The organism is Paenibacillus aurantius (assembly GCF_032268605.1).
In the GTDB taxonomy this organism is placed as follows: Bacteria; Bacillota; Bacilli; order Paenibacillales; family NBRC-103111; genus Paenibacillus_AO; species Paenibacillus_AO aurantius.
In genome coordinates, this window is sequence record NZ_CP130318.1 from 2699585 (window position 1) to 2720840 (window position 21256).

Here is a 21256-nt window from a genome sequence, read left to right on the forward strand (position 1 = left end):
AGTACATGAAGACAGGGAGGAAGCTAGTGTCAGCGTATCGCTATCGATTGGATCTTCAGCTTTTTTCCGGGGAGAAGACGGAGCCTGCTACCCCCAAGAAGCGCCAGGAGGCGAGAAAAAAAGGGCAGGTCGCCAAAAGCATGGAGCTGCCCGGGGCTTTCATCCTGTTTTTCTGCTTTCTTGCTTTTATTCTGTTCGGCGGATTCATGAAGGAGAAATACATCAAACTCTTTCGCGTAACGTTCCATGATTACATGGGGATGGAGGTTACCATCTCGAACGTCAACTCCTTATTCGGCAATTTGCTGGTGGAGAGCCTGCTGTTGCTTGCTCCCATTTTTCTCGTCGCCGTTCTGATCGCCCTCGTGGGCAATTACCTGCAGATCGGCATCCTGTTCACAGGAGATCCGCTCCTTATGAAATTCAATAAGATCAACCCGCTTGAAGGAGCCAAACGGATCTTCAGTCTCCGAACGGCGGTGGATTTCCTAAAGTCCATTCTCAAGCTGGCGGTGATCGGCGTTGTGGTTTACAGCACCATCATGGGAAGCAAGGACCAGATCCTGGGCCTGTCCCGAATGCCGCTTGCGAATACGATGAGCTTCGTCTCCGGCCTGACCGTTCAGCTCGGAATCAAAATCGGCCTCATTCTCATCGTACTGGCCGCATTCGACTACATGTACCAACGCTATGAACATGAAAAAAATCTGAAGATGTCCAAGCAGGACATCAAAGACGAATATAAAAAATCCGAAGGCGATCCTCTGGTGAAAGGCAAAATCAAAGAACGCCAGCGCCGGATGGCCATGCAGCGGATGATGCAGGATGTTCCCAAGGCGGATGTCATCATCACGAACCCGACGCACTATGCGATTGCCATCAAGTATGAATCGGGGATGGAGGCGCCGAAGGTGCTCGCCAAAGGAACGGATTTCATCGCCCAGAAGATCAAGGAAGTCGGAAGGGAGCACGGAATCGTCCTGATGGAGAACCGGCCGCTCGCGCGGGCCCTTCACGACCAGGTGGAGATCGGCCAGTCCATACCGGCCGATCTTTTCCAAGCGGTAGCGGAAGTATTGGCTTACGTATATAAGCTGAAAGGCAGAAGCAAGTAGAGAAGGAGACGTCGGTTATGAAGCCAAGAGATTTGTTTGTACTGGTCGGGATTATCGGAATCGTTCTAATGATGGTCGTTCCCATTCCAACCGTCATGCTGGACGTCCTGCTCGTCATTAATATTTCCCTGGCCCTGATGATTCTTCTGGTCGCCATGAACACGACGGACGCCCTGCAGTTCTCCATTTTTCCGTCCATGCTTCTGATTACGACCTTATTCCGGCTGGCACTAAACGTGTCCACGACGCGGAACATTTTGTCCAAGGGCGAGGCCGGACATGTGGTGGAAACGTTCGGGTCTTTTGTCGCCGGGGATAACCTGGTCGTCGGTTTCGTTGTTTTCCTTATTCTAGTCATCGTCCAATTTATCGTAATCACCAAGGGCTCCGAGCGGGTGGCGGAGGTCGCAGCCCGGTTCACCCTCGATGCCATGCCCGGTAAGCAGATGAGCATTGATGCAGACCTGAATGCCGGAATGATCAACGAGCAGCAGGCCCGGGAACGGCGGAAGAAGATTGAGAATGAAGCGGACTTCTACGGAGCGATGGATGGAGCGAGCAAATTCGTAAAAGGAGATGCCATTGCGGGTATCGTCATTCTGATCATTAACCTGATCGGCGGGCTGATCATCGGAATGCTCTTTCTTAACAAATCCGCAGCCGAATCGGCCGCCTTGTTCTCCAAGCTGACCATCGGGGACGGCCTCGTCAGCCAAATTCCGGCGCTGCTTATTTCCACGGCGGCCGGACTTATCGTCACGCGCGCTACATCGGAAGGAAACCTGGCCTCCGATATTACCGGTCAAATCTTGGCCTATCCCAAGCTGCTGTACGTGGTCGCCGCCACCGTGTTCGTGCTCGGGACCTTTACGCCGATCGGACCTACCGCCACCTATCCGCTCGCCATCGTTCTGGTCATCTCGGCGCGCCGCATGCAGACCAATCTCAGCCGCAAGCAGGCCGAAGAGGAGCAGATGGAGGAGGAACAACAGATCGAAGAGGTGCGCAGCCCCGAGAGTGTCATTTCGCTTCTGCAGATCGATCCCATTGAATTTGAGTTCGGCTATGGGCTTATCCCTCTGGCGGATACGCAGCAGGGAGGAGACCTTCTGGACCGGATCATCCTCATCCGCCGCCAGTGCGCCCTGGAGCTCGGGATCGTCGTGCCGGTCATCCGCATCCGGGATAACATTCAGCTGAAGCCGAATGAATATGTCATCAAGATCAAAGGTAACACCGTGGCCGGAGGAGAGCTTCTCCTAAACCACTACTTGGCCATGAGCCCGGGCTTCGACGACGATTCCGTAACCGGTATCGAAACGACGGAACCTGCGTTCGGCCTCCCGGCCCTCTGGATAGATGAAGCGACCAAGGAAAGAGCCGAGCTTGCCAGCTATACGGTGGTCGATCCGCCGTCCGTCGTGGCCACTCATCTGACGGAAATCATCAAAAAGCATTCCTATGAGCTTCTGGGACGCCAGGAGACGAAAGCGTTGGTGGACAATGTGAGGGAGTCGTACCCGGCCTTGGTGGATGAACTGATCCCGAGCATCCTTTCCATCGGAGACATCCAGAAGGTGCTCGCCAAGCTGCTTCGGGAAAAAATATCGGTGCGGGACATGGTAACCATCCTCGAGACCCTCGCCGATTATGGAACTTATACGAAGGATCCCGATATTCTGACCGAATACGTCCGGCAGGCGCTTTCCAGGCAAATCACCCTGCAGTATTCCGACAGGGGGGATTCCCTTAAAGTCATTACGGTAGGGCCTTCTCTAGAGAAGAAAATAGCGGAGGCGGTTCAGCAGACCGAGCAAGGCTCTTATTTGGCGCTGGACCCGTCCTCCTCCCAGATCATTTATCACCGTCTCAATGAGCAGGTGAGCAAAGCCATCCAAACGGGCCAGCAGCCGGTTATTCTGACGTCGCCGACCATTCGCATGTATTTGAGGCAGCTGCTGGAAAGAACGATGCAGGATATCCCGGTGCTGTCTTACAGTGAACTGGAGCCAAGCGTAGAAATCCAAAGCATGGGAGTGGTTAACCTGTGAAAGTTAAACGATATGTGGTGGACTCCATGCCGGATGCTCTACAGCAAATAAGGAACGAGCTGGGGAAAGACGCCGTTATCATCAATACGAAAGAAATCCGTACCGGAGGGTTTCTCGGGATGTTCGGGAAGAAGAGGATCGAAGTGGTGGCCGCCACCGATTCATCCGCCCCTGCGGCTGCGCCATCTGTGCCGCCTGCGTTCCCTCCTCCTGCCGTTTCGCTGCCGTTTCGGCAGCAAGCCGAGGAAACACGGGTACCCCCGCTCCCCAAGCGGCCTGACCCCGCGGCCGCTGCGTTTGAGCAAAGACTGCCTTACGTGCCTGATGTCCTTACGGAGGGAGAGACGGCGGCTCTTACCGGGATTCCGCAGCGAAACGGAGGCCGTTCTTCAGGAAGTGAAGAGACCCTGCTGGAGGAGATCCGCCAGATGAAGGAGATGGTCACCCGACTCTCCCGCAGAACGGATTCCGGATCTCCTGCCCGCCATCCGCTCTTAGAACGGCTGCACAGCCGGCTCCTGGAGCAGGAAATCCGCCCGGATCTCGCGGAGCATATTGTGGACTGCCTGGAAGCGGAAGAGAGGGAGGGCGTGGAATGGACGGAAGAAACCGTTCGGGAGAACGCCTCTGCTCTTCTGAAGGAACGAATGGGAGGACGAAAAGGGGAGCAGATTTCGCCCCATACGCAAATCGTTCATTTCGTCGGTCCTACCGGTGTCGGCAAAACGACGACGATCGCCAAGCTGGCCGCCGAGCAGGTTCTCAAGCACCAGCGCAAGGTCGGGTTCATCACCTCGGATACGTATCGGATCGCGGCCGTCGAACAGCTGAAGACCTACGCCACCATCCTTAACGTCCCTCTGGAGGTAGTCTTCTCTCCACAGGATCTGCATAAGGCGTTCGAGAAGCTTGCCCATTGTGACATGATTTTCATGGACACCGCCGGCCGAAACTTCCGCAATGAAATGTATGTCTCCGAGCTGAACGCGCTTTTGCAGACCAAGGGGAGAAGCGAAACGATTCTGGTTCTAAGCTTGACCACCAAATACAAAGACATGAAAGTGATCGCCGAGAACTTCATGAAATTCAAACTGGATAAAGTGCTCTTCACCAAAATGGATGAAACCGATTCGTACGGTGCGGTGGTTAACCTCGTTAATGATTTTCCTCTCCAGCTGTCCTATTTGACCAACGGACAGAACGTTCCGGACGATATCGTTCCGGCGGATGTTAACCGGCTGGCCGAGCTTCTTCTGGAGGATCTGTCATGAGTGACCAGGCTCAAAGCTTAAGAAATTTAATTCTAACGCGGCAGGCTTCCTCTGTTAAGAACACACGGGTCATCACGGTGACGAGCGGAAAAGGGGGAGTGGGAAAGTCCAACTTCACTTTGAATTTTGCCTTAACTCTACAGAAGCGGGGCTACCAGGTGCTCATCTTCGATGCGGATATTGGGTTGGCCAATATCGACGTGCTCATGGGAGTGGCTTCTCCGTACAGCCTGTATCACCTTCTCAAGAAGGAAAAAAACATCTGGGACATCATCCAGACAGGGCCGCACGGGCTGCGGTTCATTGCGGGAGGCTCCGGTTTTACCGATCTGCTGCGGTTAAAGGACAGCGAGCTCGATTATTTCTCGGATCAGATCAGCCAGCTGAACGGTCATGTCGATTTTATTCTGTTTGATACCGGAGCCGGGCTTTCCAAAGAAACTTTAAAATTTATTCTCGCCGCTCATGAAACGTTCGTGGTCACCACACCCGAGCCGACTTCCATCACCGATGCCTATGCCATTATCAAAATGGTTCACAGCGAGGAGAAAAACGTTCCCTTCCGGCTCGTAATCAACCGGGTATCGGATGACCGGGAAGGGCTTCAGACGGCGGATAAGATCCGTCTTGTGGCGAAGCGGTTTCTGCAGCTGGATATTCCCATCCTGGGCTATGTGGCGGATGACAGCTCGGTAACCAAAGCCGTGAAGAAGCAGACCCCGTTCACCGTAGCGTTTCCGGGCAGCCCGGCCGCCCGAAGCCTGGAGGAGCTGGTCGATCATTTTATCAAGGGCCAGCAAATGGAGCCGGTCCACACCGGTGGGGTAAAGGGCTTTCTGCATCGGATGATCCGGCTGCTTAAATAATCCGCTTGGCCTGCACAAGGATAGATAGACAGCTGAGAAGGAGGGATTCTATGGCTTATCAAGTGCTGGTGGTGGATGATTCGGTCTTTATGCGCAAAATCATTTCCGATATGGTCGGAGAAGATTCGCGTTTCCATGTGGCGGGAACGGCCAAGAACGGGCGGGAAGCCCTTGAGAAGGTCAAGGAGCTGAACCCCGACGTCATCACCATGGATGTGGAGATGCCCGTTATGGATGGCCTTGAGGCCCTGGCTCTGATTATGAAGGAGAAGCCGACACCGGTCATTATGCTCAGCAGCCTGACTCAGGAAGGGGCCATGGAAACGGTCAAAGCCTTGGAACGAGGAGCCGTCGATTTCCTCCAGAAGCCATCCGGCTCCGTTTCGTTCGATCTGCATAAAGTGAGAGAGCTGCTTCACGAGAAGCTCTTGGCCGCCGTACACTCCAAAGTCCTTCCTGCTTGGGTGCAGGACGCGGCGCCGGAGCCGGTCCTTCCTCGGGTGCGACAGATAAAAGAAACCAGCCCCGAGGGGTCCTTCGAGCATTTGGTCGCCATGGGAACCTCAACCGGAGGGCCAAGAGCCCTCCATGCCGTCATTTCCGGTCTTCCCGCCGACTTCCCGGCACCGGTCCTTGTGGTGCAGCATATGCCGCCCAAATTCACCAAGTCTCTGGCGGACCGGCTTAATGCCGTTTCTCCCCTTCTTGTGAAGGAAGCGGAGGACGGGGAAGGGGTGGAAAGGGGAAAGGTTCTCCTTGCGCCGGGAGGCTATCATATGGCGATGGTTCAGGAGAATGGCGGACATTTCCGGATCAAGCTTACGGAGGAGGAGCCCCGCATGGGTCACCGGCCTTCGGTTGACTATCTGTTTGAATCGCTGCTTCCATTCCGCCGACTGAAGCGCCATATCGTCCTGATGACAGGCATGGGAAGCGACGGAGCGAAGGGAATGCTCGCGTTGCGCCAGGCAGGAGCCTTTTCCACGACAGCGGAATCCGAAGAGTCGTGTGTGGTTTACGGAATGCCGAGGGCGGCGGTCCATCTAAACGGGGCGATGCATGTTCAGCCTCTTCCCCGAATCGCCTCCCATCTGGTCCGCCTGACGGAGGATGGGATCGACAGAAGATAGCCGCAAGGACAAGCTTTGAATATTAGCGGGGGTGCTTTAGTTGGAACTCAATCAATATCTATCCATGTTTATCGATGAATCCACCGAACATCTGCAGGCCATCAACGAGAACTTGCTCGGTCTCGAACAGAATCCTGAAGATACGTCGATCGTTCATACCATTTTTCGTTCCGCCCATACCCTGAAAGGAATGTCGGCTACGATGGGCTTTGAGGATCTGGCCTCTCTTACGCATGAGATGGAGAACGTTCTGGATCTTGTAAGGAACCACAAGCTCGCGATGAATTCGTTTATCTTCGATTGTTTGTTCAAGAGCACGGATGCTCTCGAGGCTATGGTTCAGGATATCATCGGGGGAGGCACCGGGAAAGCCGATGTCACCGAAATTGTCCTCGCCCTCAAGTCTATCGTAAGCGGCGATTACGGTAAGGGGGAAGCTTCACCAGCATCAGCTGCCGGCTTTAGCCCGGGAGGGGAGCTCGATGATTTTCAGCTTTCCATCCTCGAGCAGTCTCTCGCATCAGGGTTTCACGTCTACCGCATCCAGGTGGCCGTTCAGGAAAATTGTGTCTTGAAGGCCGCCCGTGCCTATATGGTCTTTAACGTGCTGGAACAGAGCGGAGAGGTCGTCAAATCGATTCCTTCTGTCGAAGAAATCGAACAAGAGAAATTCGACCGCACCTTCACCGTCTATTTCGTTACGCAGGTGGATGGACAAACCTTGGAGGAAAGCATCACTGGCGTATCGGAGATTGAATCGGCGTCCGCGGCCGGTCTCGATTCCGACTCGCTCAAGGGTTGGGCGCAGCCGGCGGAATCGTCTGTTCCTGCAGCCGCCGCCGAGCTTCAGGAAGCCAAGGCACAAGCCGCCGCAGCCACGGCGGCACCGGCCAGACCGGCGGCCGCTCAGACGAATGCCCCGGTGGCAAGCCGGACCATCCGCGTGGATATCGAACGCTTGGATACGCTGATGAACCTGTTCAGCGAGCTTCTGATCGACCGGGTAAGACTGGAGCAGCTGGCAGCGGAAATCCGCCGCAGCGATCTCGTGGAAACCGTGGAGCATATGTCCCGGGTCAGCAGTGACCTGCAGAACATTGTCCTTAAGCTCCGCATGGTTCCGGTCGAAACGGTTTTCAACCGCTTCCCCAGAATGATCCGAGATATTGCCAAGTCCTTGGACAAGAAGGTGGATCTGGTCGTCACCGGCTCAGAGACCGAGCTGGACCGTACGGTTATCGATGAAATCGGGGATCCGCTTGTTCACCTGCTGCGAAACGCGGTCGATCATGGAATCGAGACGGTATCGGAACGGATAGCGGCTGGAAAGAACGAAACGGGAACCATTCATCTCCGAGCTTTTCACAGCGGCAACCACGTCTTTATCGAGATCGAAGAAGACGGCCGGGGCATCAACCGCGAGAAGGTTCTTCAGACCGCGATCAAGAACGGGGTCATCACCAAGGAGCAGTCGGCCAAAATGGCGGATGACGAGGTGCAGCAGCTGATCTTTGCCTCGGGCTTCAGCACCGCCGACAAGATTTCGGATATTTCCGGAAGAGGCGTCGGTCTGGACGTGGTGAAGACGAAGATCCAGTCCTTAGGCGGACATGTCGGGATAGATTCCAAATGGGGACTCGGAACGAAGTTTTCCGTCCAGCTTCCGCTCACCCTATCCATCATTGCGGCGATGCTGGTTCGCGTTGGCCAGGAGAAATATGCCATCCCGCTGTCCTCCATCGTTGAAACGGCTGCCGTTCCGGCGGACAGAATCCGTTCGGTGCACGGCAACAAGCTGATGGATTACCGGAAGGCCGTGGTGCCGGTTCTGTCGCTTGAGGAGGTTTTGGATGTGCCCAAACATGATGAAGCGGGAAGAGCAGAGGTCAACATGGTGATTATCCGCAAAGGGGACAGACAGGCTGCCCTAATCGTGGATGAGTTTATCGGGCAGCAGGAAATTGTCCTTAAGTCCTTAGGCAGCTATTTGACTCAAGTGTTTTCCATATCGGGAGCAACCATCCTTGGCGATGGCCAGGTCGCTTTGATCCTGGATCCGAACGCATTGATCAAGTAAGGACCATTATAGTGATGGAGGGGTTCAGCATGGCAGAAGAGTTGAAGGTAATCGTATTTGCATTGGGCCGTGAAGAATACGGCGTAGAGGTAGAGAAGGTAAAGACGATCGAACGAATGCAACCCATGACGCGGGTGCCCAAGACGCCGGCCTTTATTCGCGGTGTCATCAACCTCCGGGGAGTGGTGGTGCCCGTCATCGACTTGAGGGAACGATTCGGCTTGGAAACCAGCGAATACACCGATAACACCCGAATTATTATCGTCGCGGTCAATGACCTGGAGGTCGGGCTGATTGTGGATTCCGCCAATGATGTCATCGACGTGGACTCCGATTCGATCAGCGAAGCTCCTGAATTAGTAGGAGGAATCCGGGCCAAATATTTACGCGGAATTGCCCGGATCGGAGATGACCGCATCCTGGTCCTTCTGAATCTATCGGAAGTACTCAACCGGAAAGAGATTATTCAGCTGGAGCACCTGGAGGACTAGGCCGCGTGAAGGAATGGAAGCCACTCGCCGAATTTCAATTGGACGTTCTAAAGGAAGTGGGCAATATCGGCGCGGGTCATGCAGCGACCGCGTTATCCAATCTGCTCGATAAACCGGTGGACATGCTGGTTCCCCAGGTCCGCCTCGTTCCCTTCGAAGGCATTTCGGAAAGTGTCGGCGGCGCGGAGGAAGTGGTGGTGGCCATTTACTTAAGGGTAGAGGGCGAAACACCGGGGAATATGTTTTTTATCTTATCCGAAGAATCCGCCAAAGGACTTCTTCGGAACCTAGCCGGGATGGAAACCGAGAAAGAAGACGGTTTTACCGATATGGAGTTATCGGCTCTGAACGAGATCGGCAACATTCTGGCCGGTTCCTATTTAAGCTCTCTCGCCGACTTAACCAAGCTCAACATGGCCCCTACGGTTCCGGCTCTCGCCATGGATATGGCCGGTGCCATCCTAAGCTACGGGCTGCTCCAGCACGGGCAGATGGGGGACCACGCCTTGTTCATCGACACCAAGTTTCTGAACGGGGAAGAGGAAGTCGAAGGCCGATTCTTTCTCATACCGGATCCCGATTCCTTCGATGTTCTGTTCTCTGCATTGGGAGTCACATCATGAAGTCGTCCAATCTGATTAAGGTCGGAATGGCTGATCTGCAGGTGGCCGCCCAACCGGACGTTCTGAAATCAGCCGGGCTGGGTTCCTGCGTGGGAGTTACGTTGTTCGACCCCGAGAGCCGGGTGGGGGGGATGGCGCACATCATGCTTCCTTCCTCCGATATTGCGAGAGAAGGTCAGCTAAATCTGGCGAAGTATGCGGACACCGCCATTCCCGAGCTCATCCGGTTAATGGTCAGCCGGGGAGCCTCTGTAAAGAGACTGGAATCCAAAATGGCGGGCGGGTCCCAGATGTTTGCCTTCTCGACCGGAAGCGACAGCATGCGGATCGGACCGAGAAACGCGGAATCGTGCAAAACCATGCTGAGCAAATACGCAATCCCGCTTATGGCGGAAGACACGGGAGGGAACCATGGACGAACCATTGAATTTGACTGTTCGACGGGTGTCTTATCGGTGCGCAGTGTGCAAAAGGGCAGCAAGGAATTGTAAATCATGAAGGGCAGGATCAGCTGGAATCTGGCCTTTGCCGTCTTCGGGTTCGGGGTTACCCTGCTTTTATCCTTATCCCGCAACGTTTGGACTACTTCCTTGATCCGGGCGGTCCTGTGCGGGGTGTTCTTTTTCTTCCTTATGTTTCTGATCCGATTCGTTCTATCGGTCCTTCTTGCTCCGCCAAAAGAATCTTCTCCAAGCAGCGGATACCGTCAGGAGGAGCAGGATTCCCACAAAGGAAGAAGCTTGGATATAACGACACCGGAGGACCCTGGCTCCCTGAAGGAGCTGTTGACCCCGCAGGGGGATTCTTCGAAAGACACGGACGTGTTCACTCCGCTGAAGCCGCCGAAGCTTGCAACCAAGACTCTAGATCCCGAGGAACTGGCGAAGGCCGTACGCCATATTTCAGAAGAATAAGGTGGTGATTCTTTAATGAAGGAAGTCAAGCATTCCCCCTTATCCAATTTGCCTCTCTGGAAGCAGTGGAAAGAAGAGGGCTCGACCGAGGCCAAAAAAAGTCTCATCGAGCAGTACATTCCGCTTGTCGACTTTGTTTCCAACCGGTTGGCCATCGGCTTACCCAAAAACATATCGCGGGACGACCTGTCCAGCTATGGTATAATGGGCCTGATTGACGCGATTGACAAATTCGACTATACCCGGGGGCTTCAATTCGAAACGTACGCTTCCTGGCGGATCCGCGGCGCGGTGATTGACGGGCTGCGCCAGGGAGACTGGGTCCCTCGTTCCGTCAGGGAAAAAGCGAAGAAGATTGAGGATGCCTACCAGAAGCTGGAGCAGAAGTATTTGCGGTCGGTGACGGATGCGGAAATAAGCGAATACCTTCAGGTTTCGGAAGGGGACTTTCAGCAAATGGTTAACGATATCGCGATCACGTCCGTCTGCTCGATTGACGATCCTATTAAAGAAGAAGAGGCGGAGACCCGCTTGTCCCTTCTGGTCGACGAGACGGCCAAAAATCCCGATTACAAAGTTAACGAGGTATACCTGAAGGATACCCTCGCCAAAGCCATAGACAAGCTTACGGAAAAAGAAAGAACCGTGGTTTCCCTGTTTTATTTCGAGGAGCTCTCGCTAAGCGAGATTGCAGAGGTCATGAGCTTGTCTCCGTCCCGCATCTCCCAGCTGCACTCGAAGGCTATTCTGAGACTCAGGGGCTCCTTGGGCCGTTTTAAAGGCCAACTATTCCAAAATTAGAAAGAAGCTAAGGAGAACGAATATGAGCGGAACAGAACTTCCGTTAGAGAATTATATTCAGATCACGCTAACCGACGATCGGTTGCAGGCTTATCTTCATCTAACCTCTTGGGATGACGCGTTCCTGTGCAGCCGGGTTCAGCTTGAAGAGCTGCTAGAGAAAAAAGGAGTAGTTTACGGTCTTCAGCAGGACACCCTGGCGGCTATCGCCGCCGCTCCTCAAGCCTTCGTGAACCAAAAGATGGTAGTGGCATGCGGGGTTCCTCCCAAGAACGGGAAAAACGGCCGCATCGACTACAAGTACGATTTGGACAACGACCACCACAAACCGATGGAGCTGGAAGACGGAACGGTGGATTATAAGGAACTAACCAAAATTTATAATATCCAAAAGGGAGAACTGCTGGCCCAAAGGTTTCTGCCGGAGGAAGGAACGGCGGGCATTACCGTCACCGGCGATTCCATCTCCCCCAAGAAAGGACGGGAGGTCCGGTTCAAGGTTGGGAAGAATGTCGTCACGGATGCGGAGCAGATGCGTTTGTATGCGGCTATTGATGGAGTCCTTACCCGTACCGACCGGGATAAAATCAATGTTTTTCCGATTTATGAAGTAAACGGTGATCTGGATTATAACATCGGAAACATTGATTTTATCGGATCGGTCGTTATCCGGGGAAATGTGCTGAGCGGGTTTCGGGTTAAGGCCTCCGGCGATATCCGCATCACCGGCAGTGTGGAGGCCGCTGAGCTGACGGCCGGCGGGTCCATTGAGATCGGTGCCGGCTTTCTCGGGCAGAACAAAGGGGTCATCACGGCAGGCAAAAACGTGAGAAGCTCTTTTATCCAGGACGGCCGGGTGGAAGCCGTGGAAGACATTGTCGTAAACCAAAGCATCATGCACTCCACCGTACGCGCAGGACGCCATGTTATCTGTACGGGAGCCAAGGGCTTGATCGTAGGCGGTCTTATCCAGGCGGGAGAGAAAGTCGAGGCCCGAACGGTAGGCAACTCGATGTCGACGTCAACCGTGATAGAGGTAGGCGTCCTGCCGGAGCTCCGAAACGAACTGATCGAATTGCGCTCGCAGGCGAGGACGGTTTCGGAGAATTTGAAGAAGGCGGAGCAGGCGCTCGTTCTTCTGGATCAGCTGGCGGCATCAGGTCAGCTCACGCCCGACAAGCTGGCACTTAGAATCAGGCTCACCAATACAAGAAGGCAGAATACCGGGGAGCTGACCGAAATACGCGAACGCATCTACGAGCTGGAATCGTCCCTCGAGGATGCGGACAAAGCCGGGATAGAAATCGGCTCCACCATCTACAGCGGCACGAAGCTTGTGATCGGACGTTCCACCCGGTTTATTAAAGACACGGTCATGAGGGTTCATTTCCGGCTGGAAGAGGGAGACATCGTGATGGGATCCCGGACGGGTTAGCCGGTAAGGTTCCTATCAGACGCGCACTTCTGCAAAGGACGTCATGTCGAGATTAGTTTTGCAAGAGAGGATGAAGGATTTGACTTACGCTTGGATCTATATTGTGCTTTTGGGCCTGCTTCTCTTGGTTGTTTCCCGGTTCGCTCCGAAGCCGTCCGAGTCCTCCGCTTCCCTTCTGAAAGACATGGAAGATACGATGGGAAGCTTCGCAGCGGAACTCGAGGAAGAGAACCGGGAGCTTCTGGAGACGATTGCGGTCATGAAAAAGGAGCAGGAGAAGCAGATGGCCCGTCTGGAGACGCGCATCGATCAGCTGGAGAAGCACTCCCATGCTCTCTCCCAAGAGCTGAAGAGCGTACGGCTGAAAGCCCAAAGCTCACCTCCGCCTGCAGCAGTGATGGTTAAGGCCGAAGAGAGAGTCCGGGAGGAGCTCCTTCCTTCCCCTCAACCCGAGCCGCCTGCAGCCGATCTGAAGAGCCGCTACGGTGAGCTTTTCGGGCTTTATGCCGAAGGCAAATCGGTGGAGCAGATCGCAAAGAAGCTCGGGATGAACAAGGGAGAGGTACAGCTGATTCTCCAGCTTTCCAAGCAGGAGGAAGCTAATCGTGCTTAAGAACAGAAGCCTTCTGAAAGGATTGGGGATCGGTCTCATGGTGGGAGCGTTCCTCGTCCAGCTGATGAATGGGGCGGCCGCCATCGAATCCCGCACCGCCTTGAATAATCCGGAGCCGAGCTACGATGTTGAGACTCTGAAAACGAAGGCAGCGGAGAAGGGACTGGTGGTGGAAAGCCGGAAAGACTGGGAAGCGCTGAACGCTGCCGCTAAAAAAGCAGAGCAGACGCCGGCCCCTACCACTGCCCCCGCACCTTCGGCACCGGAGAGAACTATCTTCCTTTATAAAGATATGAGCTTCTCGCAGGTCGAGGAATATCTTTTTGTATCCGGCGTCATACAGGACCGGCTTGCCTTCCAGCAGAAGATAGCGGCCGGCAAGCTGGAGAACCGTATTCAAGCCGGACTGTATACCTTCAAAGTCAACTCTTCTATAGAAGAAGTGATCGCCAAAATCGCTCCTCCCCCCAAGTCGTAAACCCCTTGTCCCAGGCCTTATCGAAGGCTTGGGACTTTTGTTTGGTTTTGTCGGATGGGCAGTTGCATCGCTCCAACAGTTGTGATATATTAACTCATGGTGTTAAAAACACACGTCAATCAATCCGTTCAAGGGTGCTCCTTAGGGAGTTTTGATCGGAGATGCGAGAGACGGAGGGAAAATACAAAACCAAGAGGAGGTGTGTGAAGATGGCAGTAATCTCCATGAAGCAGCTGCTGGAGGCTGGTGTACACTTTGGTCACCAAACCCGCCGCTGGAACCCTAAAATGGATCGTTACATCTTCACCGAAAGAAACGGAATTTACATTATCGACTTACAGAAAACAGTCAAGAAGGTAGAAGAGGCTTACAACTTCGTTAAGTCTGTCGCTGCCGAAGGCGGTACTTTCCTGTTTGTCGGAACCAAGAAGCAGGCTCAGGACTCGGTTGCCGAGGAAGCTGAACGCTGCGGAATGTTCTACATCAACCAACGCTGGTTGGGTGGAACGCTGACCAACTTCCAAACCATCCAGAAGCGGATCGACCGTCTGCATCAGCTGGAAAAGTGGGAAGAGGACGGCACCTTCGAACTTCTGCCTAAGAAAGAGGTTATCATTCTCCGCAAAGAGAAAGAGCGTCTCGAGAAATTCCTGGGCGGAATCAAGAACATGAAAGGCCTGCCAAGCGCGCTTTTCATTATCGACCCTCGCAAAGAACGCATCGCGGTTGCCGAAGCCCGCAAGCTGGGTATCCCAATCGTCGGTATTGTTGATACGAACTGCGATCCGGACGAAATCGACTACGTGATTCCTGGTAATGACGACGCGATCCGTGCCGTTAAGCTGCTTACCGCCAAAATCGCGGACGCTGTTATCGAAGCTCACCAAGGCGAGCAAACGACAGCTTAATTGAACTAATTAGAAAAAGGGTGGGTTGATGGTGTAATAACCGATCGCCACCCTTTTTTTTGAGCCTGCGAACGGCTTCATTTCTAGAAACTAATAAGCTATCCACTATAGGGAGGTTCCATTATGGCAGTTACAGCGGCAATGGTTAAAGAATTGCGTGAGAAAACAGGAGCAGGAATGCTCGATTGCAAAAAAGCTCTGGAAGAAGCAAACGGGGATGTTACGAAAGCATCCGAAATCCTTCGCGAGAAAGGTTTGGCGGCAGCAGCCAACAAAGCCGGCCGTATCGCAACGGAAGGTGCAGTAGGCTCCTACATCCATGCCGGCGGCCGGATCGGCGTTCTGGTTGAAGTCAACTGCGAAACCGACTTTGTTGCCAAAACCGACCAGTTCCAGCAGCTCGTTAAAGATATCGCTATGCAAATCTCCGCTTCCAGCCCTCGCTATGTTCGCCGGGAAGAAGTACCGACAGAAGATATCGAGAAAGAGCGCGAGATTCTGAAAGCCCAGGCTCTGAACGAAGGCAAGCCGGAGAAAATCGTCGAGAAAATGGTGGAAGGCCGCCTCAGCAAATTCTACGAGGAATTCTGTTTGATGGAGCAAGCTTTCATTAAAGATCCCGACAAAACGATCTCACAGCTTCTGAACGAGAAGATCAGCACGATCGGGGAGAACATCTCCATCCGCCGCTTCGTTCGCTTCGAGCTCGGAGAAGGCCTGGAAAAGAAAGTTGACAACTTCGTTGAAGAAGTAATGGCGCAAGCTAAAATGCAATAAGCAACAACAAGAGAGAGGAACACGCTGTGTTCCTTCTTTTGTAAACAAAGAAATCTGTTGATGGGGGTTACGAAGTTGGAGCAGCCAAGGTTTAAACGGATCATACTTAAGCTCAGCGGGGAAGCGCTGGCTGGCCAGCAGGGGTATGGCATTGACTCTCAGACCATTTCGTCGGTAGCCGAGCAAGTGAAAAGCGTGCATGAGCTGGGCGTGGAAGTGGCCGTGGTATGCGGCGGGGGCAACATCTGGCGCGGAATCGCCGGAAGCGCCAAAGGAATCGACCGGGCGACCGCCGACTACATGGGCATGCTCGCGACGGTTATGAACTCCCTGGCTCTGCAGGATGCTCTCGAGAATGTCGGAGTCCCGACCCGCGTGCAATCCTCCATCGCCATGCAGCAGGTAGCGGAGCCATACATCCGCCGCCGCGCGATTCGCCATCTGGAGAAGGGCCGCGTCGTTATATTCGCGGCAGGAACCGGAAATCCTTATTTCTCGACCGATACGACGGCGGCCCTTCGGGCGGCGGAGATCGAGGCCGAGGTTATTCTTATGGCGAAGAACAAAGTGGACGGAGTGTATTCCGCCGATCCGTTCAAGGATCCAACGGCCGTTAAGTTCGAAACGTTGACTTACATGGAAGTGCTGAACAAGAACCTGGGCGTGATGGACGCCACCGCTTCGTCGCTATGCATGGACAACAATATTCCTTTGATTGTCTTCTCGATTACGGAGGAAGGCAACATCCGCCGCGTGGCCTTGGGTGAGAAAATCGGAACCATTGTAAAAGGGAGTGTCAACTAATGCCAGACGCAATTAAGCTAGACGCCGAAGAACGGATGGAGAAAGCGATGGGGGCCCTCAAGAGAGACCTCGCCTCCCTGCGCGCGGGACGCGCAACTCCTGCCCTGCTTGACCGGGTTCAAGTCGAATATTACGGGGCCATGACTCCCGTGAACCAGCTGGCTAATGTCAATACGCCGGATCCCCGCACGCTGCTCATTCAGCCGTGGGACAAATCCTCTCTAGCGGCCATTGAGAAGGCCATTCTTAAGTCCGACTTGGGGCTGAATCCGTCCAACGACGGAAGCATGATCCGCATTGTCATTCCGGCTCTGACGGAAGAGCGCCGGTCGGACCTGGTTAAGATGACCCGCAAGTCCGGAGAAGAAGCCAAGGTAGCGGTGCGTAACATTCGCCGCGACGCCAATGATGAAATCAAGAAGCTGGAGAAAACGGGCATTTCGGAAGACGAATCCCGCCGGCACCAGGATGATATCCAGAAAATGACCGACAAGTACATAGCCGAGGTCGATAAAATTCTGACGGCCAAAGAGAAGGAAATCATGGAAGTTTAATACGGAAACCCCCTGTCAGAGGGGGCTTTTGGCTTTTTAATGCATCCTCTCACAAGACGACTCAGGTAGACGGCATTCTAACCTTTCTGGGGGACATACAAAATGGTTCAACTTTTCAAGGGCTTCAGTTCCAAAAGGAAACCCGAAACGTTACAGGAAATCGAACGGGATAAGGTGCCCAAGCACATTGCGGTCATCATGGACGGCAATGGACGCTGGGCAAGAAGAAGAGGACTGCCGCGCATTGCGGGCCATCATGCCGGCATGAAGACCGTAAAGAAGATTACCATGGCGGCCGATGAGCTTGGGGTGGAGATTCTAACCCTGTATGCCTTCTCTACGGAAAACTGGAAACGTCCCAAGGACGAAGTCGATTACCTGATGAAGCTGCCCCAGGAATTCCTTTCCCTCGAGCTCAAGGAACTGGTGGAGAAGAACGTCCGCGTCCGCATGACCGGGTGGAAAGAAGGCCTGCCGGATCATACCCTCTCAGCAGTTGAGGAAGCGGAGCGCGCAACAAGCGGCAACACGGGACTTATTCTTAATTTTGCCCTGAATTACGGCAGCCGCAAAGAGATGATCGAAGGCATGCAGCTCATGTACAAAGACATTGCAGCAGGAAGGCTGGATCCGGATTCGATCACGGAGAATGTCTATGATTCCTATTTGAAGACATCGGGGCTGCCCGACCCGGATCTCATGATCCGCACCAGCGGCGAGCTGAGAATAAGCAACTTCATGCTTTGGCAGCTGGCCTACACGGAGCTTTGGTTTACCTCTCTGTATTGGCCTGAGTTTTCTAAGGAAGATTTTCATCAGGCAATCCGGGAATACCAGCAGCGAATTCGCCGATACGGCGGTTTGTAGTTCCTTAAGACGGAGGAATGACTTTTGCAGAAGCGTTTGGTAACGGGCATCGTCGCGGGGGCCGCCTTTATCGGCCTGCTGCTGTTGGGCGGGTACTGGTACGGGGGGCTTATCGCACTGCTCGCGTTAATAGGATACAACGAGTATTTGCGGATGAATCATCTGAAGCACAGTGTCACGGTCATGCTGGCCGGCTTGGCCGGGCTTGTCTGCTTAATCGGTCCGAGCCTCGGCCTGGAATGGGGAAGCTGGCTGACCTTGGAACGATTGATTTGGGTCCTTATGTTCCTTCTTCTTTCTGTCACGGTGATAAGCAAGAATAAGGTAACGCTGGATCAAGCCGCTCTCGTGTTGATCGGAGTGGTATACATAGGGCTGGGGTTCGCTTATATGATCGTCACCCGGATGATGGAGCCGCACGGATTGTTCTGGACTCTATTGATTTTTCTGTGCATTTGGTCAACCGACAGCGGCGCGTACTTCACGGGACGGGCGATCGGCAAGCATCCGCTATGGCCGGCCATTAGCCCCAACAAAACGGTGGAGGGGGCATTAGGCGGTGTGGTGATCTCCATTATCGTCGCCGTCTGCTTTCACTTCGGACGCCCCGACCTGGTTTCCTTGGGACAGGCCGTCGTATTGGGCGCCGTCATTGCCGTCGTGGGACAACTGGGAGACCTGATTCAATCCGCTTACAAACGGGTCAAAGGAATCAAAGACACGGGAACGCTGCTTCCCGGTCATGGAGGAGTACTCGATCGGGTGGACAGCTGGCTGATCGTGTTCCCGTTTCTTCACCTGTTCTCCCTGCTACCCCACTAATCCATCCGGGAGGAAATCATGACTAAACGACTAGCCATACTGGGATCGACGGGTTCCATCGGAACCCAAACGCTCGATATTGTGGCGAACGATCCGGACAGCTACCGGGTTGAAGCTTTGGCCGCGGGGACGAATCTTCCTCTGCTGCTGGAGCAAATCCGCCAATTCCGTCCAAGCAAGGTATCGGTTGCCGACCGGGAGCATGCGGAACGCTTGAAAGCTCATCTTTCCGAGCCGGTGCAGGTTTATTACGGGGAGGAAGGACTGCAGGAGGTCGCTTCGCAAACGGAGGCGGACATCGTGATCACCGCGGTTGTAGGCAGTCAGGGGCTTAAGCCTACCTTGGCCGCTATCGAGGCGGGAAAACATATCGGACTCGCCAACAAGGAAACCCTGGTAAGCGCCGGCCATCTCGTGACCGAGAAGGCGGCGCGGCAAGGAGTGAAGCTGCTTCCGGTGGACAGCGAGCATTCGGCGATCTTCCAATGCCTTAACGGAGAATCGCCGGAGGACATCGCCAAGCTGATTCTAACGGCGTCGGGCGGCTCCTTCCGGGACCGCACCCGGGAGGAGCTACATGGAGTGACGGTGGAGGATGCGCTTAAACATCCCAATTGGTCCATGGGTGCCAAAATAACAATCGATTCCGCTACCATGGTGAACAAAGGGTTAGAGGTCATCGAGGCCCATTGGCTTTTTGGCATTCCCTACGACCGGATTGAAGTGCTGCTGCATCCGGAAAGCGTCATTCACTCCATGATCGAATTTGTTGACAACAGCGTCATGGCCCAGCTGGGCAATCCGGATATGAGGGTTCCCATTCAATATGCGCTGACTTACCCGAGAAGAAAGAAGACGCCGACCGACATGCTGAATTTGGCGGAAATCGGAAGGCTGAATTTCCGGGAGATGGACTATAATCGGTTTCCTTGCTTGCGGATCGCTTTCGATTGCGGGCGGGAAGGCGGAACCGCTACTACCGTCTTTAATGCCGCTAATGAAGAGGCGGTTGCCCGTTTCTTGAAGGGTGAAATTTCCTTTCTTCAGATTGAGGACGTCCTGGCTTGGGTTCTCGACGAGCACGTTACGAAGAAGAATCCGGAGCTAGAAGAGATCCTTCAAGCCGATCAGTGGGCACGGGAAAGAGCGGGGCAGTTTCGCCCGTAAGGGAAAAGCCGGACAGCCGGGGCTGATCGGCTTTTTTTCTGCCGCGGGAAGCCCGGGGATTTCTTCCGTTGAATAAAGATACGCCTTCCGGGCATATACCTCAAGGACAGGGCGTCGGCTTGTATTGTTCTTGTCAAACATGTTAATCTTAGAACAGACTAGAGCCAATCCGTTCCAATTGCCGACGAGGTTGTTCCTATAGAAGGAGGAAGCGTATTGCATTCTTTACAAATCGGGATTCAGATCATTCTAATGTTCTTTGTGTTGGTCACCCTGCACGAATGGGGGCATTACTACTTTGCCAAGCGGGCCGGGATTCTGGTGCGCGAGTTTGCCATCGGGTTTGGTCCGAAGCTCTTTTCCTATAAGAGAGGGGAGACCAAGTATACCCTCCGGCTGCTCCCGCTCGGCGGTTTTGTCCGGATGGCGGGGGAGGACCCCGAAACCATTCAGATTGTGCCGGGCCAGTCCGTTGCTCTTCAGCTAAATCAAGACCAGGTTACGCACTTGTTCACCGATCGGTTTGACCAGCGGTCGGATACGGTACAAGGCGTTGTGGAAGAAATCGATCTGGAGAAGGACCTGTTCGTCAAGCTGGACGTCGATGGGGAATCGGTGCGTTTTCCCATTCACCCTCAGGCGGTAACCGTTTCACAGGGACGCGAGAACCAAATCGCCCCGTGGAACCGTCAATTCGGAAGCAAATCGGTTGGCCAAAGAGCGCTCGCCATCTTCGCCGGCCCGGTGATGAATTTTATTTTGGCTTTCGTGCTTTTCCTCATTTTTGTCATCTCCACCGGTGTTCCTACGAATGTAAAGCTCGGGGAGCTGGTGCCGGGCAAGCCGGCCGACCAAGCCGGACTTAAGCCAGGCGATATCATCAAGGAAGCGAACAACCAGCCGATCGGGGATGACATGGAGAAGCTGCGCACCATTATCGCCGGTTCGCTCAACCAGCCCGTTCAACTGATCATCCAGCGCAACAAGGAGCAGCTTCAGAAGACGGTCACCCCCGAAGTGATCGAAGGAACGCCGCGAATCGGAACCAACCTGACTCAAGACACGAGGGCTCCTTCCGTTGGCGAGGCGGTTACCGGGGCTTGGGATCATACGGTCAACATAAGCAAGCAGCTGCTGATCGGGTTTAAGCGACTTGTCTTCGGACAGTTCGCCATGGACGATCTTGGCGGACCCGTGCGAATCGTAGAAGTGAGCGGCCAAGTGGCTTCGGCAGGAGTGACTCCGATGCTGTACTGGTCGGCAATTCTAAGCTTGAACCTGGGAATCTTCAACCTTCTTCCGATTCCGGCGCTTGACGGAAGCCGTCTGGTGTTCCTGGGAGTCGAAGCGCTTAGAGGACGTCCGGTGGATCCGAACCGGGAAAGCCTCGTTCATTTTATCGGATTTGCTATGTTAATGCTGTTAATGATTGCTGTAACCTATAATGATATCCTTCGTTTGATTAAAGGCTGACGGGGAGAACGACGGAGGT

Annotated in this window: 22 protein-coding genes; all 22 read left to right on the plus strand. The window is 54.1% G+C overall.

Annotation, left to right across the window (positions count from 1 at the left end; genetic code table 11):
- Positions 1-5 precede the first annotated feature (5 nt).
- The 22 genes from flhB to rseP all read left to right on the plus strand — a co-directional run bounded on the left by flhB (position 6) and on the right by rseP (position 21237).
- Positions 6-1115 (plus strand): flagellar biosynthesis protein FlhB, encoded by a 1110-nt coding sequence (gene flhB, locus MJA45_RS12235; protein WP_315607530.1) that lies wholly within the window; start codon positions 6-8, stop codon positions 1113-1115.
- A gap of 17 nt (positions 1116-1132) precedes the next feature.
- Entirely contained in the window at positions 1133-3166 is a 2034-nt protein-coding gene (flhA, locus tag MJA45_RS12240) for a flagellar biosynthesis protein FlhA (protein WP_315607531.1), read from the plus strand.
- A complete protein-coding gene (gene flhF, locus MJA45_RS12245; RefSeq protein ID WP_315607532.1) occupies positions 3163-4437 on the plus strand; it encodes a flagellar biosynthesis GTPase FlhF in 1275 nt (424 codons plus the stop codon). Before flhA ends, flhF begins: the two co-directional genes overlap by 4 nt.
- The gene (locus MJA45_RS12250; RefSeq protein WP_315607533.1) at positions 4434-5303 is read left to right on the plus strand and encodes a MinD/ParA family protein; all 870 of its coding nucleotides are present in this window, start codon (positions 4434-4436) and stop codon (positions 5301-5303) included. Before flhF ends, MJA45_RS12250 begins: the two co-directional genes overlap by 4 nt.
- A gap of 50 nt (positions 5304-5353) precedes the next feature.
- On the plus strand, positions 5354-6433 hold the full coding sequence (locus MJA45_RS12255) for a protein-glutamate methylesterase/protein-glutamine glutaminase (protein WP_315607534.1): 1080 nt from the start codon (positions 5354-5356) through the stop codon (positions 6431-6433).
- A gap of 40 nt (positions 6434-6473) precedes the next feature.
- Positions 6474-8510: a chemotaxis protein CheA gene (locus MJA45_RS12260; protein ID WP_315607535.1), complete on the plus strand. Its 2037-nt coding sequence runs from the start codon at positions 6474-6476 to the stop codon at positions 8508-8510.
- A gap of 29 nt (positions 8511-8539) precedes the next feature.
- Positions 8540-9001, plus strand: a complete 462-nt coding sequence (locus MJA45_RS12265; protein WP_315607536.1) for a chemotaxis protein CheW — start codon at positions 8540-8542, stop codon at positions 8999-9001.
- A gap of 5 nt (positions 9002-9006) precedes the next feature.
- Positions 9007-9624 (plus strand): chemotaxis protein CheC, encoded by a 618-nt coding sequence (locus MJA45_RS12270; protein WP_315607537.1) that lies wholly within the window; start codon positions 9007-9009, stop codon positions 9622-9624.
- Positions 9618-10115, plus strand: coding sequence for a chemotaxis protein CheD (locus MJA45_RS12275; RefSeq protein ID WP_315608006.1), 498 nt, complete (start codon positions 9618-9620; stop codon positions 10113-10115). The genes MJA45_RS12270 and MJA45_RS12275 overlap by 7 nt, the downstream gene beginning before the upstream one ends.
- Before the next feature lie 3 nt (positions 10116-10118).
- Positions 10119-10538, plus strand: a complete 420-nt coding sequence (locus MJA45_RS12280; RefSeq protein WP_315607538.1) for a hypothetical protein — start codon at positions 10119-10121, stop codon at positions 10536-10538.
- Between the two features lie 15 nt (positions 10539-10553).
- Entirely contained in the window at positions 10554-11339 is a 786-nt protein-coding gene (locus MJA45_RS12285; protein ID WP_315607539.1) for a FliA/WhiG family RNA polymerase sigma factor, read from the plus strand.
- Positions 11340-11361: 22 nt separating this feature from the next.
- Complete coding sequence (locus tag MJA45_RS12290) at positions 11362-12774, plus strand: flagellar assembly protein A (protein ID WP_315607540.1); 1413 nt, start codon at positions 11362-11364, stop codon at positions 12772-12774.
- A 70-nt stretch (positions 12775-12844) separates the two neighbouring features.
- Positions 12845-13387, plus strand: coding sequence for a DUF6115 domain-containing protein (locus tag MJA45_RS12295; protein WP_315607541.1), 543 nt, complete (start codon positions 12845-12847; stop codon positions 13385-13387).
- The gene (locus tag MJA45_RS12300; protein WP_315607542.1) at positions 13380-13865 is read left to right on the plus strand and encodes a hypothetical protein; all 486 of its coding nucleotides are present in this window, start codon (positions 13380-13382) and stop codon (positions 13863-13865) included. Before MJA45_RS12295 ends, MJA45_RS12300 begins: the two co-directional genes overlap by 8 nt.
- 209 nt (positions 13866-14074) lie before the next feature.
- The gene (rpsB, locus tag MJA45_RS12305; RefSeq protein ID WP_315607543.1) at positions 14075-14773 is read left to right on the plus strand and encodes a 30S ribosomal protein S2; all 699 of its coding nucleotides are present in this window, start codon (positions 14075-14077) and stop codon (positions 14771-14773) included.
- A gap of 123 nt (positions 14774-14896) precedes the next feature.
- Positions 14897-15550, plus strand: a complete 654-nt coding sequence (tsf, locus tag MJA45_RS12310) for a translation elongation factor Ts (protein WP_315607544.1) — start codon at positions 14897-14899, stop codon at positions 15548-15550.
- A gap of 75 nt (positions 15551-15625) precedes the next feature.
- Positions 15626-16354 carry a UMP kinase gene (gene pyrH, locus MJA45_RS12315; protein WP_315607545.1) on the plus strand — a complete coding sequence of 243 codons (729 nt, stop codon included), beginning with the start codon at positions 15626-15628 and terminating at the stop codon, positions 16352-16354.
- Positions 16354-16908, plus strand: a complete 555-nt coding sequence (frr, locus tag MJA45_RS12320) for a ribosome recycling factor (protein ID WP_315607546.1) — start codon at positions 16354-16356, stop codon at positions 16906-16908. The genes pyrH and frr overlap by 1 nt, the downstream gene beginning before the upstream one ends.
- Positions 16909-17010: 102 nt before the next feature.
- Positions 17011-17775 carry an undecaprenyl pyrophosphate synthase gene (locus tag MJA45_RS12325; RefSeq protein WP_315607547.1) on the plus strand — a complete coding sequence of 255 codons (765 nt, stop codon included), beginning with the start codon at positions 17011-17013 and terminating at the stop codon, positions 17773-17775.
- 24 nt (positions 17776-17799) lie between these two features.
- Complete coding sequence (locus MJA45_RS12330) at positions 17800-18597, plus strand: phosphatidate cytidylyltransferase (protein ID WP_315607548.1); 798 nt, start codon at positions 17800-17802, stop codon at positions 18595-18597.
- Between the two features lie 18 nt (positions 18598-18615).
- Positions 18616-19764: a 1-deoxy-D-xylulose-5-phosphate reductoisomerase gene (locus MJA45_RS12335; RefSeq protein WP_315607549.1), complete on the plus strand. Its 1149-nt coding sequence runs from the start codon at positions 18616-18618 to the stop codon at positions 19762-19764.
- Between the two features lie 216 nt (positions 19765-19980).
- Positions 19981-21237, plus strand: coding sequence for an RIP metalloprotease RseP (gene rseP, locus MJA45_RS12340; RefSeq protein ID WP_315607550.1), 1257 nt, complete (start codon positions 19981-19983; stop codon positions 21235-21237).
- Positions 21238-21256: the final 19 nt, after the last annotated feature.